Genomic DNA, 16,219 nt, shown 5'->3' with positions numbered 1-16,219 from the left:
CCCGTACGGATGCCGTACGGGGGCTCTGAAGCGTGTTATTCGATTACGTGCGATGGATCAGGAGTCGTCGTCTGCGTGCGGTGGATCAGGAGTCGTCGTCGCGTTACGAGGCCGGCGACTCGGCCGGGCGGATGTAGAGGCGCTGCCCTATGGCGGCCGCCTGCTGAACGATCCGGTTGACGGAGGCGGCGTCCACGACAGTGCTGTCCACGGCGGTTCCGTCGACATCGTCGAGTCGCATGATTTCGAAGCGCATAACCGCTTCTCCCTTCGTCTGGTCATCCTCCTGGAGGAGAACTACTGGTACGGGACAACAGTCTTGCCCCGTCGTACGGCCAGGCGGTTGCCTGACCGTTAAGAGTGGATTGCGCGGCTTCAGTGCCCCGCGTTCTGTAGGGATCAACGAGTTGCCCCCAGCAAACATTCCCTACGCTAAGGAAATTTTTCGCGAGGCTAATTACCCCCGGGTAGCGGGACCAGTTGTGTTCACAGCGTGACGGCCGGGACAATGGGCCACATATGAACGACGACCTGACGGCCATCCGCGCGGAGCTCGACCGTACGAACGAGCTGCTCAAGCGCATGCTCGCCGAAGTGGCCAAGACCCCGTCCACCCACGCGATCTTCGTGGACGCCGGATACCTCTACGCCGCCGCCGGCCGCCTCGTCACCGGGACCGAGGACCGCAGAGCCTTCGACCTCGACGCCGAAGGCATCGTCGACGCCCTCATCGACAAGGCCCGCACGATCTTCGCGGACAGCCGGCTGCTGCGCGTCTACTGGTACGACGGCGCCCGGCGCCGCATCCACACGAACGAACAGCAGTCGATCGCCGAGCTCCCCGACGTCAAGGTCAGGCTCGGCAACCTCAACGCCCACAACCAGCAGAAGGGCGTCGACTCCCTGATCCGCACGGACCTGGAGTCGCTCGCCCGGCACCGCGCCATCAGCGACGCCGCGCTCATCGGCGGGGACGAGGACCTCGTCTCCGCGGTCGAGGCGGCGCAGGGCTACGGCGCACGCGTCCACCTGTGGGGCATCGAGGCACCAGAGGGCCGCAACCAGGCGGACCCGCTCCTGTGGGAGGTCGACAGCCAGCGCACGTTCGACCTGGCGTTCTTCAAGCCGTACGTGTCCCGGCGGACCATCACGGCGACGTACGAGAACGCGGGCACGCCCCGCCCCTCGCGGGAGGACGTGCGGTTCGTCGGTGCGCAGATCGCCGCGAAGTGGCTCGCCGCGCGTGGCAGGGAGTCACTGGTGGAGCTGCTGCCGGGGCACCCGTATCTGCCCGGGCCCGTCGACCAGGAGCTGCTGGTCGAGGCGGAGGCGCTGCTGCAGTACTCGCTGCGGGGGCAGTCCGACCTGCGGCGCGCCCTGCGGGACGGCTTCTGGAGCCATCTCCAGGCGCAGTACTAGTACCGCGCCCTCCGGTCAGACCACCGGCGGGTGCAGGTCCCAGAACTCGGCCAGGGCCGCCGCGGTCTCCTGGGGGCGGTCCGTGTTCGGGGAGTGCTCCGCGCCCGCGATGACGGTCCTGCGGGCCGAGAGGCGTACGGCCATGGAGTCGAGGAGCTGCACCGGCCAGGTGTCGTCGCGCTCGCCCGACAGCACGTGCTTGGGCAGCCGGACTGCCGCCAGCTCGTCGACCAGGTCGGGTTCCGTGCACAGCTGGCGGCCGGTCGCGATGAGCTGGGCCGGGCTGTGGAGCAGCCAGCGGTGCCGCAGGGCCGCGGCGTCGTCTGCGTCCGCTCCGGGGGCGTCCGTCTCCTCGGGCGCGTCGAGCGCCTGTATCGCGTCCCAGACCTGCGCCATGTCGAGCACGGCGAGTGCGTCCCGCAGCAGCTTGACCCGCTCCTGCTGCGACGGCGAGATCTGGGCCGGGCCCGAGGACATGAGGGTGAGCGAGGCGAACGGCGTCGCGTCGACGAGCGCGGCCGCCCGGGCGATCTGACCGCCCATCGAATGCCCCACGAGATGCAGCGGCGTCCCGTCGTCCACGACGGCCGCCTGTGCGAGCACATCGCGGGCCAACTCCCGCTGCGCGTAAGGGGATTCGTCGTCGAGGGGTCCCGTCGACTCGTACTGTCCTCGCCCGTCCACGGCGACTGTGCGGTACCCGGCGGCGGCGAGCGGCACGTGCAGGGCGATGAAGTCCTCCTTGCTGCCGGTGAACCCGGGCAGCAGGAGCGCGGTACCGGTGTGCCCGGCGTCCTGCGGACCGGCACTGATGGCGGCGAAGTCGCCGCGCTCGGTCCGAAGAGCGTGGGCGACGGCGCCGGGCGGCGGGACGAATGCGGGAGGCCGACTCATGCGACGAGGCTAACCGCAGTGTCGCCGCGGGTCATTCGGGGATCGGGCGGGGCTCCCCGCGACCTCCGTGACCGTGAACGCCGATGGCCCGGCCCCGCTTTCGCGGGTGCCGGGCCATCGGCCTGCTGCGTGGTCCTGCTCAGCTCTCCGTCGGCTCCGCGGCCTTGCGGGTGCGGCGGCGGGGCTTGGCGGGCGCCTCCTCGGCGGGCGCTTCGGCGGCGGCCTTGGGGGCCGCGGCCTTGCGCGTGCGCTTCGGCTTGGTCTCCGTGACCTCGGCGGCCGCGTCGGCGGTCGCCTTGGGGGCGGCGGCCTTGCGGGTGCGCTTCGGCTTCGTCTCCGCGACCTCGACGGCCTCGGCCGTGTCCGCCACGGCCTGTGCGGCCTTGCGGGTGCGGCGGCGCGGCTTGGTCTCGGCCTCCTCGGCGACGACCGTCTCGGCGGTCGCCTTGGGGGCGGCGGCCTTGCGGGTGCGCTTCGGCTTCGTCTCCGCGATCTCCGTCGCCTCGACGGTGTCCGCCACGGCCACGGCCTTGGGTGCCGCCTTGCGGGTGCGCTTGGGCTTGGCCTCCGCGGGAGCCTCGACCGACTCGACGGCCTCGACCGTGTCCACCACGGCCTGAGCGGCCTTGCGGGTGCGGCGGCGCGGACTCGGGACCGTCGCCTCGACGGTCTCGGCGACCTCCTCGGCGGCGGCCTTGGGGGCGGCGGCCTTGCGGGTGCGCTTCGGCTTCGTCTCCGCGGCCACGGGCGCCTCGACCGGGTCGGCGACAGCCTCGGCCGTCGCGACGGCGGCGGTCTCGACGACGGCCTCCGGCGCGGCGCCCGAACGGGTGCGACGGCGACGACGCGGCGTACGCGGCTCCACCACCGTGGTGTCCACGGCCTCGGAGACGGCGACCGCCTCGGCCGGAGCCGTCCTCGGCTCGTTCACCGTCGGCGCGGCCACCGGCTCGCCGTTACGGATGCGGCGACGGCGACGCGGCGTCGTACGCGCCGGACGCGGCTCGCGCTCGAGCTCCTGGACGGGAGCCGGAGCGGCCGTACGGCCGCCACGGCCACCGCGCCCGCCACGGCCACCGGTCTCGCCGAGGTCCTCGACCTTTTCGGCGGCCAGGCCGGCCCGGGTGCGCTCGGAGCGCGGCAGCACGCCCTTCGTGCCGGCCGGGATGTTCAGCTCCTCGTACAGGTGCGGAGACGACGAGTACGTCTCGACCGGGTCGGGGAACTTCAGGTCCAGCGCCTTGTTGATCAGCTGCCAGCGCGGGATGTCGTCCCAGTCGACCAGCGTGATCGCGATGCCCTTGGCACCCGCGCGGCCGGTACGGCCGATGCGGTGGAGGTACGTTTTCTCGTCCTCGGGGGACTGGTAGTTGATGACGTGCGTCACGCCCTCGACGTCGATGCCGCGAGCGGCGACGTCGGTGCAGACGAGCACGTCCACCTTGCCGTTGCGGAACGCCCGCAGGGCCTGCTCACGCGCGCCCTGGCCGAGGTCACCGTGGACGGCGCCGGACGCGAAGCCGCGCTGCTGCAGCTGGTCGGCGATGTCGGCGGCGGTCCGCTTGGTACGGCAGAAGATCATCGCGAGCCCGCGGCCTTCGGCTTGCAGGATGCGCGCGACCATCTCCGGCTTGTCCATGTTGTGCGCGCGGTAGACGTGCTGCGAGGTGTTCGCGACCGTCGCGCCCTCGCCGTCGGGCGACGTGGCGCGGATGTGCGTCGGCTGCGACATGTAGCGACGGGCCAGGCCGATGACGGCGCCGGGCATCGTCGCGGAGAACAGCATCGTCTGGCGCTTGGCCGGAAGCATGTTGATGATCTTCTCGACGTCGGGCAGGAAGCCCAGGTCGAGCATCTCGTCGGCCTCGTCGAGGACGAGGGACTTGATGTGCTTCAGGTTGAGCTTCTTCTGGCCCGCGAGGTCGAGGAGACGGCCCGGGGTGCCGACGACGACGTCGATGCCCTTCTTGAGGGCCTCGACCTGCGGCTCGTAGGCACGCCCGCCGTATATGGCGAGGACGCGCACGTTGCGCACCTTGCCGGCCGTCAGCAGGTCGTTCGTGACCTGCTGGCACAGCTCACGGGTGGGGACGACGACGAGCGCCTGCGGGGCGTCGGTCAGCTGCTCGGGCTGCGCCCGGCCCGCCTCGACGTCCGCGGGGACGGTGACGCGCTCGAGGAGCGGAAGCCCGAAGCCGAGCGTCTTGCCGGTGCCGGTCTTGGCCTGGCCGATGACGTCGGTGCCGGAGAGCGCTACGGGGAGCGTCATCTCCTGGATGGGAAAGGGGGTGATGATGCCGACGGCCTCGAGGGCTTCGGCGGTCTCGGGAAGGATCCCGAGCTCTCGGAACGTGGAAAGCTGCTGCGTAGTCAGGGTGTTGCCTCTTCTGTGAGACGCGGTGCGAGGCGAACGCGGGGGTCGTGACCGTGCCGATTGATCGCCGGTCGCCAGCGAGAGGCGGGCGGGCCGGGTGACGCGGGACCACTGCCGACGCTCGAGCGCTCGTGCCGCTGAGGGATTCCCTCCTCGTGCCGTACGTCGTGTGACGTGCCGCCCGGAGGGCTGTCGGGTCGGAGCCGATCGGGCCACCGACCGGGCATCCTCATTCATGAAGCCCGTCGAAAACGCGTACAAACAGACACGTAAAAGTTCTGCTCGTACCCGGCGGGCTCTTTACCACCATACCCCGGAATCGCGCATGTGCGATGGCCGAATTGGTCACGTAGCCGTCGTCACAGTCATTGACCAGGGACTTCCGGGCGGCGGTCGGCGGGCTATTGTGCGCTTCATGGAGACGCCTGACACCGCCGCAGCCGACGAACCCACCGGAATCGCCGCCCAGGACTGGGCGAAGGCATCCGTCGACCCCCATTACCGCGCAGCGGTCGTGGACCTGCTCGGCGCACTCGCGTACGGAGAGCTGGCCGCATTCGAGCGGCTCGCCGAGGACGCGAAGCTGGCGCCTACGCTCGGCGACAAGGCCGAGCTCGCGAAAATGGCGTCCGCCGAATTCCACCACTTCGAGCAACTGCGCGACCGGCTCTCTGCGATCGGCGTCGAGCCGACCGAGGCGATGGAGCCCTTCGTCGCCGCGCTCGACGGCTTCCACAAGCAGACCGCGCCGTCGGACTGGCTGGAAGGTCTGGTCAAGGCGTACGTCGGCGACTCGATCGCCAGTGACTTCTACCGTGAGGTCGCGGCCCGGCTCGACTCGGACACCCGCTCCCTCGTCCTCGCCGTCCTCGACGACACCGGGCACGCCAGCTTCGCGGTGGAGAAGGTGAGGGCCGCGATCGAGGCCGAGCCGCGCGTGGGCGGCCGGCTCGCGCTGTGGGCTCGCCGCCTGATGGGCGAGGCGCTCTCGCAGTCGCAGCGGGTCGTCGCCGACCGGGACGCCCTGTCGACGATGCTCGTCGGCGGCGTGGCCGACGGGTTCGACCTCGCGGAGGTCGGCCGCATGTTCTCGCGGATCACCGAGGCGCACACCAAGCGGATGGCCGCGCTGGGGCTCGCGGCCTGAGGCGGCTTCACCGCCGGTCGGTCACGGTCCAGGGTCTTCCGTCCGGATCGGGCTGGATCAGGGAGCGGGGTCAGATGTGCGTGCCGGACCCCGCGAGCCCGGCACGGTCCGGACGAGGGGACCTACGCCGGCGCTGATCGGCGGGCTCGGGCTGAGGGGCGCAGCAGCAGCGACAGGAACGCCACCCCCACGACGACCGCTCCGGCGAGGGTGGCAAGGGCGTGGCCGGAGCCGAGCGCGGTGTGGGTCAAAAATGCCCCGAAGAGCGCACCCGCGATTCCTGTCGGCAGTACGAGCGCCCGGGACGGGAACCGGCGGGGCAGGCGGACAGTCGCGGCCCAGCCGAGGCCGAGGCCGAGCAGGGCGGAGCCGAGCGCTTCCAGGAGCATTGTGTGAGGTCCCTCCCGCATTGGCCGTGGTGCAAATCGGTCTTGACCGGTGTACCCGCGGGCCGCGGAATGCAATCCTCCCCGTATGGGTTCGCTGTGTCCGCCCTGTGAAGGCCGCAGCGTCGCGGACAGGCACGGAAACAGGTACGGGAAAGGCCCGGTGGCGGATACCACCGGGCCTTTCCCGTATGTCTTTCGTGCCGCCGTGCGCGGGCCCTACACCGGGCCGAAGCCCACCTTGCGCACCGCCGGCTCACCGATCTCCACGTACGCCAGGCGCTCGGCCGGCACCAGGACCTTGCGGCCGTGCTCGTCCACGAGAGTCAGCAGCTGCACCTTGCCGGACAGTGCCTCGGACACCGCGCTCTCGACTTCCTCGGCGGTCTGGCCGCTCTCCAGAACGATCTCGCGAGGCGTGTGCTGCACGCCGATCTTGACCTCCACGGCCTTGTCCCTCCGACGATCCGTGATGTGCGCGGACGACCGCGCCGTACCCAGCACACATTAGCCCGGTGAGGGGACGTACCCGGCGTCCACGCTGCACGCCAGGAGCGAACAAGACCGTGGGCCGCCGTGCGCCGCGCCTCGTCAGTGGTGGTCGGTGCCGTGCAGCGGGAAGCCGGCGATGCCGCGCCAGGCCAGGGACGTCAGGAGCGTCACGGCCTTGTCGCGCGGGATCTGCGACTGGCTGGAGAGCCAGTAGCGCGCCACGACCTGCGATACGCCGCCCAGACCGACGGCGAGCAGCATCGACTCGTCCTTCGACAGGCCGGTGTCCTCGGCGATCACGTCGGAGATCGCCTCCGCGCACTGCAGGCTGACGCGGTCCACGCGCTCGCGCACCGCGGGCTCGTTCGTCAGGTCCGACTCGAAGACCAGGCGGAACGCGCCGCCCTCGTCCTCCACGTAGGCGAAGTACGCGTCCATCGTGGCCGCGACCCGCTGCTTGTTGTCGGAGGTGGAGGCCAGCGCCGTGCGCACGGCGCTGAGGAGCGCCTCGCAGTGCTGGTCGAGCAGGGCGAGGTAGAGGTCGAGCTTGCCGGGAAAGTGCTGGTAGAGCACCGGCTTGCTGACGCCTGCGCGCTCCGCGATGTCATCCATGGCCGCCGCGTGATAGCCCTGCGCGACGAATACCTCCTGGGCCGCGCCCAGAAGCTGGTTACGTCGGGCACGGCGCGGCAGGCGCGTGCCCCGAGGGCGCGCTGCCTCTGTCTGCTCGATGGCTGTCACGCCGCCTCCCAAGATTGTCCGTGTGCGGTGTGCGCCGCTTCGCCATCGTACTTTTCGGTAACCGTGGTGTGCGCGGTGCGAACGCACAATTTCACGGACCGGACAGCTAGGGAAACCGTCCGCATACGGGCAAATACGGGCAGGTCACCGATAGTCGTCCTCGTCCAGATCCACAACGCGGGCCTGTTCGGCACGGTCCGCCTCGTTCGCGGCGTCCGGGTCGGCGTCCGCCGGAGGGTCGTCCCGGTGCGGCGAGAGCTCCGTGAGCTGCTCGGCCGCGTCCGCCTCGGGGGCCTCGACGCCGAACTCCGCGTCGTCCTCCTGCCGCTCGAATGTGTCAGGGTCGGATGGGTCGACCGTCATGGCGGTCCCTTCCCTCATGTGTCCTTGTGCGTCCTCATGTGGGCGGGTGCCCAGATCTGAGCGTAGGAGACACCGGAACGGGGCGCGATGCGATCTGTGACGGCGAACACACGATCCAGTGCGTGATCGTCTCGTAACATATCCCGCATGTCTTCGACCGAGTCGCCGCGCGTGCCTGCCGCCCTCGCAGCCGCGGCTCCCAAGCCGGGCACCGTCCGGGTCGTGGAGGGCGAGCGGCTCGACTCGGTCGGCCTGCCGGGGCTCACGCTCACGATCCGCTCCCGCCCCGGCACCCGCGCAGGGCTGCCGCCCGCGCTGTACGTGCACGGTCTCGGCGGCTCCTCGCAGAACTGGTCGGCCCTGATGCCGCTCCTCGAGGACGTCGTCGACGGCGAGGCGCTCGACCTGCCCGGCTTCGGCGACTCGCCGCCGCCGGACGACGGCGACTACTCGGTGACCGGGCACGCCCGCGCCGTCATCCGCCACCTCGACGCGGCGGGCCGCGGGCCCGTCCACCTCGTCGGCAACTCCCTCGGCGGGGCGATCACGACACGGGTCGCGGCCGTACGGCCCGATCTCGTCCGCACCCTCACACTCGTCTCGCCCGCGCTGCCCGAGATCCGCGTGCAGCGCACGGCGGTGCCGACCGCGCTGCTGGCCGTACCGGGCGTGGCCTCGCTCTTCACCCGCCTCACCAAGGACTGGACCGCCGAACAGAGGGTGCGCGGTGTCACAGCACTCTGTTACGGGGATCCCGGCCGGGTCTCCCCCGAGGGGTACCGAGCCGCCGTCGAGGAGATGGAGCGGCGGCTTCAACTGCCTTATTTCTGGGACGCGATGACCCGTTCGGCGCGTGGCGTCGTGAACGCGTACACCCTGGGCGGGCAGCATGGGCTGTGGCGTCAGGCCGAACGTGTCCTCGCGCCCACGCTCCTCGTCTACGGTGGACGCGATCAGCTCGTGTCCTACCGGATGGCGGCGCGGGCCGCGCGGACGTTCCGTTCCTCGCGGCTCCTGACGCTGCCGGACGCGGGGCACGTGGCGATGATGGAGTATCCGGAGACGGTCGCCACGGCGATGCGCGAACTCCTCGCGGACGCGGGGGAATCGACCGAGAGCGACGAGACGAGCGGGCGGGGAGCTGAGGCGGCGAGTGGGACGGCATAGCCGCCGGGGGCCGGCACCGGCACCGTTGGACGACGCGGAGGCGGTCGGGGCACCGGTCGCCGCAGGCCGCGGTCGCCGCAGGCGCGGCGCCCCCGATGTCCCACGTCCCACCATGCCGGGACCCCAGGCGCAGCAGGGCGCTCCGCGCGGGCAGGCGCAGCCGGCTCCGTACCGCGGCGCGTCGCCGAACGCCGGGCCGCCGCGTGGGTTCTCCGAGGCGACGCCCGCCCATGGCTTTCCCCAGGCGACGCCGCCGCGCGGATTCCCGCAGGCGGCTCCGCCGCAGGGGCCCACCACGCGTGGGTTCTCCGAGGCGACCCCCGCCCATGGCTTCCCGCAGGCGACCCCGCCGCACGGTTTCCCGACGCAGGGGACTCCGGCGCAGGGGTCGCCCCGTGTGACGCCTCCCCATGGATTCCCGCAGGGCACTCCCGCGCACGGCGTTCCGCATGTGCGCGGTGGGCACCCCGAGCAGTTCGAGGGGGGCGCCCGGGGCGAGACCCGCATGGGCGTCGGCTACGCCGCCGCGCCGGTCGTGCCGTCGCCCCGGAGCAGGCCGCGGCAGGACTACGTGGACGCGTTCGCCCCGCCCGTCCGTCCCTCCGACCCGTACGGCGCTGTCACCGACCGGGACGCGGAGGGCAGCGAGCCCGACGTGGCCGCCGCCGGGTCCGCCGGGTCCGCCGAGGATGAGGAGCCGGGTGACAAACGGCGCAAGGGCCGTACGTACACCGGCATCGCGGCCGCCGCCGTGACCACCGTGCTCGCCGTCGTCGTCGCCGGGCACGTCGTCCAGGGGCGTGGCGGCGGGGCCGACGCCCACGCGCAGTCCGCGGCCGGGCCCGGCAAGCGGTCGACGGCCGGGTCGGCGTCCCGTTCGGACGACCGGGCCGTCCCCGGGGGCAAGGCGCGGCCCGTCACCTCGCTGACGTACGACCAGAAGATGGGCAGGACGTATTCCCTGTCCGCCAAGCTCAAGGGTTCCGGGAAGTTCACCGCGGTGCCCGGATTCGACAAGGCGCCGGGCAAGGGGGAGAAGTTCCGGTACCGGATCGACGTCGAGAACGGGCTCGGGCTCGACGGCGCGCTCTTCGCGCAGGCCGTGCAGAAGACCCTGAACGACGACCGCAGTTGGGCCCACGGCGGCGGCAGGACTTTCGAGCGGATTTCCTCTGGAAAGCCCGATTTCGTGATAACGCTGGCCAGCCCGGGGACCACCGGCGTCTGGTGCGAGAAATCCGGGCTCGACACGACCGAGGACAATGTGTCCTGCGATTCCGCTGCCACCGACCGCGTCATGATCAACGCCTATCGGTGGGCGCAGGGATCGACGACGTACGGGAACAAGATCCATCTGTACCGGCAGATGCTCATCAACCATGAGGTCGGGCACCGGCTCGGGTTCAATCATGTGACCTGCACGAAGAACGGCGCGCTCGCGCCCGTCATGCAGCAGCAGACCAAGTTTCTGACCTTTGACGGAATCACCTGCAAGCCCAACCCCTGGGCCTTTCCCGAGAGTTGAGCCGCAGGGCAGGGGTCGCTTTGACATCCGGCGAAAGTTCGTTCATATTTCTCCGCATGTCGCACCGCCACGCACCCTCGCGCACCGCCATTGAGCTCACGCTCATCGGCGTGACCGCGCTGTGCGTCGCCGACGTGCACTGTTGCTGACGCCCGCCCCTGGCGTGCCGCGTCGCAATTAATCTCTCCTTTCCGGTATTCACCCTTATCTCTTCTCAGGGTTTCCGGTTTTGCGGTTTCCGGCTGTCGACGTGCCTCGGGCGAGTTCTGCGCATTTCCCTGCCTGCCCTCTGCTGCCCAGCGCAGCGCACATTCCCCAAGGGGTCGATTTCCGATGCGTCAACCGTCCGTCATAGCGCGCCGCGTGGCCGCCGCATCCGTCAGCGTGGTCCTCGCCGCCGGCGCCGCCGCCTGCGCCGGGCCCAAGGACAGCGACGCAGGGGGGAGCTCCGACGCCAAGCCGCAGAAGGGCGGCACCCTCACCGTCCTCAACTCCAACCCGCAGTCCGACTTCGACCCCGCGCGGCTCTACACCTCCGGCGGCGGCAACGTCCCCTCGCTCGTCTTCCGCACGCTGACCACCCGCAACCGCGAGGACGGCGCAGCGGGCGCGAAGGTCGTCCCCGACCTCGCCACCGACCTGGGCAGGCCCAGCAAGAACGCGACCGTGTGGACGTACACCTTGAAGAAGGGCCTCACGTACGAGGACGGCTCGCCCATCACGTCCACCGACATCAAGTACGGCATCGAGCGGTCCTTCGCGGCCGAACTCTCCGGCGGAGCACCGTACTTGAGGGACTGGCTGATCGGCGGCGCCGACTACCAGGGCCCGTACAAGGACAAGAAGGGCCTCGACTCGATCGAGACCCCGGACGCGCGGACCATCGTCTTCCACCTGAACAAGCCCGAGGGCGAGTTCCCCTACCTGGCCACGCAGACACAGTTCACGCCCGTGCCCAAGGCCAAGGACACCGGCACGAAGTACGAGGAGCACCCCGTCTCGTCCGGCCCGTACAAGGTCGTCAAGAACGAGAACGACGGCGAGCGGCTCGTCCTGGAGCGCAACACGCACTGGTCCGCGACCACCGACGAGGAGCGCAAGGCCTACCCGGACCGGATCGACGTCCGCTCCGGTCTCGACTCCTCCGTCATCAACCAGCGGCTCTCCGCAGGTCAAGGTGGCGACGCCGCCGCAGTCACCACCGACACCAACCTCGGCCCCGCCGAGCTCGCCAAGGTCAGCGGCGACAAGAAGCTCGCCGCCCGCGTCGGCACCGGCCACTTCGGCTACACGAACTACATCGCCTTCAACCCGAAGGTGAAGCCGTTCGACAACCCGAAGGTGCGCCAGGCCATCGGCACCGCCGTCGACCGCTCGTCGGTGATCAACGCGGCCGGCGGCTCCTCGCTCGCCGAGGCCGCGACGACCTACCTGCCGAACCAGAAGTCCTTCGGCTACACCGCGTACGACCACTTCCCGGCCGGTGCCTCGGGCAACGCGCAGAAGGCCAAGGAGCTGCTCAAGGAGGCCGGTTACAAGAAGGGCCTGACCGTCACCCTCACGCACTCCAACGCCAAGGACTTCGAGACCAGTCCGGAGATCGCCACCGCCCTCCAGGACGCCCTGAAGAAGGCCGGCATCATCGTCAAGCTCCAGGGCCTGGAGGCGAACGACTACTCCGACACGATCCACAGCGCCAAGAAGGAGCCCGGCTTCTTCCTCGCGCACTGGGGCGCCGACTGGCCCTCCGGCGGCCCGTTCCTCGCCCCGATCTTCGACGGCCGGCAGATCGTCAAGGACGGCGCGAACTTCAACACCGGCTTCCTCGATGACAAGTCCGTCAATGACGAGATCGACTCGATCAACAAGTTGACCGATCTTGACGCCGCCGCCAAGCGCTGGGGCGCGCTGGACAAGAAGATCGGGGAGCAGGCACTGACCGTGCCGCTGTTCCACCCCGTGTACAAGCGCCTGTACGGACCGGACGTCAAGAACATCGTCATCAGCGACTGGACCGGCGTGCTCGACATCTCGCAGGTCTCGGTGAAGTGACGCGATGACCGAGGCACTTGTGGCCTCGGAGACCGCAGGGGCGGGCGCCATCACGGCGTCCGCCCCCGTCTCCGGAGCCCGTCAGTTCTGGCGGCGCCTGCGCACGCAGCGCGCCGCCCTCGTCGCGGCGACCGTCGTCGCCCTGCTCGTCCTGATCGCGCTCGGGGCCCCGCTCCTCGCGCTGATCGAGGGCCAGGACCCGAACACGTACCACCCCCACCTCATCGACTCCGCGCGCGGCGGCGTGCCCGTCGGCACGTTCGGCGGGGCCGGCGGCGAGCACTGGCTCGGCGTCGAACCGCAGACCGGACGCGACCTGTTCACCCGCCTCGTCTACGGGGCCCGGGTCTCACTCGGCGTCGCACTCGCCGCCACCGTCGTGCAGGTGTTCATCGGCGTCACCGTCGGCATCGCTGCCGGGCTCGGCAACCGCTGGGTCGACCAGATCCTCAGCCGCGCCACCGACGTCATCGTCGCGCTGCCCCTGATGATCCTCGCGCTCGCCCTGATGGCGATCGTCCCGAGCGGCTTTCCCCGGCCCGTCCTCGTCGCCCTGGTGATCGGGCTCGTGGCCTGGGGCGGCACCGCCAAGATCGTGCGCGCCCAGACCATCACCCTCAAGGAACGCGACTTCGTGGCCGCGGCCCGGCTCAGCGGCTGGCCCGCCTGGCAGATCGCCCGTCGCGAACTCCTCCCGTCGCTCGCCGCGCCCGTCATCACGTACGCGTCCCTGCTCGTCCCGACGAACGTCACCGTCGAGGCGGCCCTCTCGTTCCTCGGCGTCGGCGTCAAACCGCCCACACCCTCCTGGGGACAGATGCTCACCGCCGCCGACGTCTGGTACCAGGCCGCACCGCAGTACCTACTGCTGCCCGCGGGCGCGCTCTTCGTGACCGTGCTCGCGCTCACCGTCCTCGGCGACGGCGTGCGCACCGCGCTCGACCCGCGCGCCGCGTCCCGCCTGCGCATCGGCACGGGCCGCAAGCGGGAGGCCGGCGTATGAGCGGCTTCCTGCTGCGCAGGGCGATCGGTGCCGCCGTCACCCTGCTCGCCATCTCCGTGATCATCTACGTCGTCTTCTACGCGGCCCCCGGCAACGTCGCCCAGATCAGCTGCGGCCCCCGCTGCTCGCCCGCCCAAGTGCAGCAGGTCGCCGACCAGTTGAGGCTCGACGACCCGCTGTACCTGCGCTACTGGCACTTCCTCCAGGGCATCTTCGTAGGACAGGACTTCTCCACCGGCACCGCCGTCCAGCACTGCGACGCCCCCTGCCTCGGCTTCTCGTACCAGACCGACCAGCAGGTCACGCAGCTGATCCTCACCAAGCTGCCCGCCACCGCCTCGCTCGCGCTCGGCGCCATGGTGCTGTGGCTGATCCTCGGCGTCGGCACCGGCGTCCTGTCCGCATGGCGGCGCGGCCGTCCCACGGAGCGGATCCTCACCGGAATCACCCTCGCCGGCACGGCCACACCCGTCTTCGTCATCGGCCTGCTGCTGATGATCGTCGTCTGCGGACAGCTCCAGTGGCTGCCCTTCCCGCAGTACGTGCCCTTCACCGACGACCCCGAACAGTGGGCGTGGAACCTGCTCCTGCCCTGGCTGTCGCTCGCCCTCATCGAGGCCGCCAAGTACGCGCGCCTCACCCGCGCCTCCATGCTGGAGACCCTCGCCGAGGACCACGTGCGCACCTTCCGCGCCTACGGGGTCGGCGAACGTTCCATCATCGGACGGCACGCCCTGCGCGGCGCCGTCGCCCCTGTCATCGCCCTGAACGCCAACGACTTCGGCTCCATGTTCGGCGGCGCCGTGCTCAGCGAGACCCTGTTCGGCATCCCCGGCCTCGGCCGCGAACTCGTGCACGCCGTCAACGTCGTCGACCTGCCGGTCGTCGTCGGCATGGTCCTCGTCACCGGCTTCTTCGTCGTACTCGCCAATGCCGTCGCGGACGTCCTGTACGCGGTGGCCGACCGACGGGTGGTCCTGTCATGAGCCTCGTCGAAGTGGACGCGCTCACCGTCGAGTTCGGGGACCTGCGGGCCGTCGACACGGTCTCCTTCCGCCTGGAGGAGGGCGCGGCGCTCGGCGTCGTCGGCGAGTCCGGATCCGGCAAGAGCACGGTCGCCTCCGCGCTCCTCGGCCTCCACCGGGGGACCGGCGCGCGCGTCACCGGGTCCGTGCGGGTCGCCGGCACCGACGTACAGGAAGCCGAGGGCGAGGCCCTGCGGAGGCTGCGGGGCGGGACGGCCGCGATGGTCTTCCAGGACCCGCTGTCCTCCCTCGATCCGTACTACGCCGTCGGCGACCAGATCGCCGAGGTGTACCGCGTGCACTCCAAGGCGTCCCGGCGCGCCGCACGCGCGCGTGCCGTGGAAGTGCTCGACCGGGTCGGCATACCCGACGCCGCCCGCCGCGCGCGCTCACGCCCCCACGAGTTCAGCGGCGGCATGCGCCAGCGCGCCCTGATCGCCATGGCCCTGGCCTGCGAACCCGCTCTCCTCGTCGCCGACGAACCGACCACCGCTCTCGACGTCACCGTCCAGGCGCAGATCCTCGACCTGCTGCACGGACTGCGCCAGGAGACCGGCATGGGCCTCATCCTCGTCACCCACGACGTGGGCGTCGCCGCCGAGAGCGTCGACGACGTCCTCGTCATGCGCCACGGCCGCGCCGTCGAACGCGGAGCCGTCGCCGATGTGCTCGGCGCGCCCTCCGCCGCGTACACGAAGGAACTGCTCGGCGCCGTCCCCCGCGTCGACGCGGCACGCCCGCAGCGCCCGGACGCGACGGGCGACGCCCTGCTCGAAGCGGTCGACCTGCGAAGGGAGTTCGGGCGCGGCAAGCGCGCCTTCGCCGCCGTCGACGGGGTCTCCCTGACCGTGCGCCGGGGCGAGACCCTCGGAATCGTGGGCGAGAGCGGCAGCGGCAAGACCACGCTCGGGCGGATGCTCGTCGGGCTCCTCGAACCGACGTCCGGACAGGTGCTCCTTTCAGGGGCGCGTGCCGACACGGGCGTGCAGATGGTGTTCCAGGACCCCGTCTCCTCCCTCAACCCCCGCCGCAGCGTGGGGGAGTCCGTCGCCGACCCGCTGCGGGCGCGCGGCGACAAGGAGGTGCGCGGCCGGGTCGAGGAACTCCTGGCACGCGTCGGGCTCGACCCGGCGCACTACGGGCGCTATCCGCACGAGTTCAGCGGCGGCCAGCGCCAGCGCGTCGGGATCGCCCGCGCGCTCGCCGCCGAACCACGCATCATCGTGTGCGACGAAGCCGTATCCGCCCTCGACGTCACGACCCAGGCCCAGGTCACCGGCCTGCTGCGGGAACTCCAGGACGATCTGGGCCTCGCCCTCGTCTTCATCGCCCATGACCTCGCCGTCGTCCGCCAGGTCAGCGACCGGGTCGCCGTCATGCGCAAGGGACGCGTCGTCGAGTACGGCACCGTGGACGAGGTCTACGGAGCGCCACAGGACCCGTACACCCGGCAGCTGCTCGCCGCCGTGCCGGCGCTCGATCCGGCCGTCGCCGCGCGACGACGCTCCGCCCGCAGGGAGCTGGCCGCAGCATGACACTCCGTGACTGGTTGAGCGTGTAGCGCGACAGAACGCTACCCGCGCGGGAAAGTTACTGCCGTTCACCCCTTTTGGTGGCGTGATGGACAACCG

Annotated in this window: 16 protein-coding genes; 9 read left to right on the top strand and 7 right to left on the bottom strand. The window is 70.8% G+C overall.

Going from position 1 to position 16,219, the window contains the following annotated elements; translation table 11 throughout:
- Positions 1 to 103: 103 nt before the first annotated feature.
- Entirely contained in the window at positions 104 to 256 is a 153-nt protein-coding gene (locus OG758_RS20235; protein WP_165914635.1) for a hypothetical protein, read from the bottom strand.
- Between the two features lie 263 nt (positions 257 to 519).
- Here OG758_RS20235 and OG758_RS20230 point away from each other — a divergent pair, with 263 nt between their 5' ends.
- Positions 520 to 1,419 carry an NYN domain-containing protein gene (locus OG758_RS20230; RefSeq protein WP_326711304.1) on the top strand — a complete coding sequence of 300 codons (900 nt, stop codon included), beginning with the start codon at positions 520 to 522 and terminating at the stop codon, positions 1,417 to 1,419.
- Between the two features lie 15 nt (positions 1,420 to 1,434).
- On the opposite strand, the gene OG758_RS20225 is transcribed toward OG758_RS20230, so the two are convergent.
- Both OG758_RS20225 and OG758_RS20220 read right to left on the bottom strand, forming a co-directional pair.
- On the bottom strand, positions 1,435 to 2,313 hold the full coding sequence (locus tag OG758_RS20225) for an alpha/beta fold hydrolase (protein WP_326711303.1): 879 nt from the start codon (positions 2,311 to 2,313) through the stop codon (positions 1,435 to 1,437).
- Positions 2,314 to 2,452: 139 nt separating this feature from the next.
- A complete protein-coding gene (locus OG758_RS20220) occupies positions 2,453 to 4,582 on the bottom strand; it encodes a DEAD/DEAH box helicase (protein WP_326711302.1) in 2,130 nt (709 codons plus the stop codon).
- A gap of 520 nt (positions 4,583 to 5,102) precedes the next feature.
- Here OG758_RS20220 and OG758_RS20215 point away from each other — a divergent pair.
- Positions 5,103 to 5,834 carry a ferritin-like fold-containing protein gene (locus OG758_RS20215; RefSeq protein WP_116513430.1) on the top strand — a complete coding sequence of 244 codons (732 nt, stop codon included), beginning with the start codon at positions 5,103 to 5,105 and terminating at the stop codon, positions 5,832 to 5,834.
- A 122-nt stretch (positions 5,835 to 5,956) separates the two neighbouring features.
- Here the strand turns inward: OG758_RS20215 and OG758_RS20210 are convergent, their stop codons facing one another.
- The 4 genes from OG758_RS20210 to OG758_RS20195 all read right to left on the bottom strand — a co-directional run bounded on the left by OG758_RS20210 (position 5,957) and on the right by OG758_RS20195 (position 7,816).
- On the bottom strand, positions 5,957 to 6,223 hold the full coding sequence (locus OG758_RS20210; RefSeq protein ID WP_326711301.1) for a hypothetical protein: 267 nt from the start codon (positions 6,221 to 6,223) through the stop codon (positions 5,957 to 5,959).
- Positions 6,224 to 6,439: 216 nt separating this feature from the next.
- Complete coding sequence (locus OG758_RS20205; RefSeq protein WP_227297095.1) at positions 6,440 to 6,667, bottom strand: DUF3107 domain-containing protein; 228 nt, start codon at positions 6,665 to 6,667, stop codon at positions 6,440 to 6,442.
- Between the two features lie 144 nt (positions 6,668 to 6,811).
- Positions 6,812 to 7,453 (bottom strand): TetR/AcrR family transcriptional regulator, encoded by a 642-nt coding sequence (locus OG758_RS20200; RefSeq protein ID WP_326711300.1) that lies wholly within the window; start codon positions 7,451 to 7,453, stop codon positions 6,812 to 6,814.
- A 144-nt stretch (positions 7,454 to 7,597) separates the two neighbouring features.
- Positions 7,598 to 7,816, bottom strand: a complete 219-nt coding sequence (locus OG758_RS20195; RefSeq protein ID WP_116510277.1) for a hypothetical protein — start codon at positions 7,814 to 7,816, stop codon at positions 7,598 to 7,600.
- A gap of 147 nt (positions 7,817 to 7,963) precedes the next feature.
- Between OG758_RS20195 and OG758_RS20190 the strand changes: the two genes are divergently transcribed.
- The 7 genes from OG758_RS20190 (at position 7,964) to OG758_RS20160 (ending at position 16,123) form a co-directional block, all read left to right on the top strand.
- Positions 7,964 to 8,983: an alpha/beta hydrolase gene (locus OG758_RS20190; RefSeq protein ID WP_326711299.1), complete on the top strand. Its 1,020-nt coding sequence runs from the start codon at positions 7,964 to 7,966 to the stop codon at positions 8,981 to 8,983.
- A 112-nt stretch (positions 8,984 to 9,095) separates the two neighbouring features.
- A complete protein-coding gene (locus tag OG758_RS20185; RefSeq protein WP_326711298.1) occupies positions 9,096 to 10,508 on the top strand; it encodes a DUF3152 domain-containing protein in 1,413 nt (470 codons plus the stop codon).
- A 56-nt stretch (positions 10,509 to 10,564) separates the two neighbouring features.
- On the top strand, positions 10,565 to 10,657 hold the full coding sequence (locus tag OG758_RS20180) for an Ms4533A family Cys-rich leader peptide (RefSeq protein WP_323182959.1): 93 nt from the start codon (positions 10,565 to 10,567) through the stop codon (positions 10,655 to 10,657).
- Positions 10,658 to 10,841: 184 nt separating this feature from the next.
- A complete protein-coding gene (locus OG758_RS20175; protein ID WP_326711297.1) occupies positions 10,842 to 12,560 on the top strand; it encodes an ABC transporter substrate-binding protein in 1,719 nt (572 codons plus the stop codon).
- A 4-nt stretch (positions 12,561 to 12,564) separates the two neighbouring features.
- Entirely contained in the window at positions 12,565 to 13,563 is a 999-nt protein-coding gene (locus tag OG758_RS20170; RefSeq protein WP_326711296.1) for an ABC transporter permease, read from the top strand.
- Positions 13,560 to 14,549 (top strand): ABC transporter permease, encoded by a 990-nt coding sequence (locus tag OG758_RS20165; protein WP_326711295.1) that lies wholly within the window; start codon positions 13,560 to 13,562, stop codon positions 14,547 to 14,549. The genes OG758_RS20170 and OG758_RS20165 overlap by 4 nt, the downstream gene beginning before the upstream one ends.
- On the top strand, positions 14,546 to 16,123 hold the full coding sequence (locus tag OG758_RS20160) for an ABC transporter ATP-binding protein (protein WP_326711294.1): 1,578 nt from the start codon (positions 14,546 to 14,548) through the stop codon (positions 16,121 to 16,123). The genes OG758_RS20165 and OG758_RS20160 overlap by 4 nt, the downstream gene beginning before the upstream one ends.
- Positions 16,124 to 16,219: the final 96 nt, after the last annotated feature.

The sequence above is a fragment of the Streptomyces sp. NBC_01474 genome (assembly GCF_035918215.1).
Lineage (GTDB): Bacteria > Actinomycetota > Actinomycetes > Streptomycetales > Streptomycetaceae > Streptomyces > Streptomyces aureus.
Note: the sequence above shows the minus strand (reverse complement) of the source record. Positions and strands in the feature narration are given on the sequence as shown.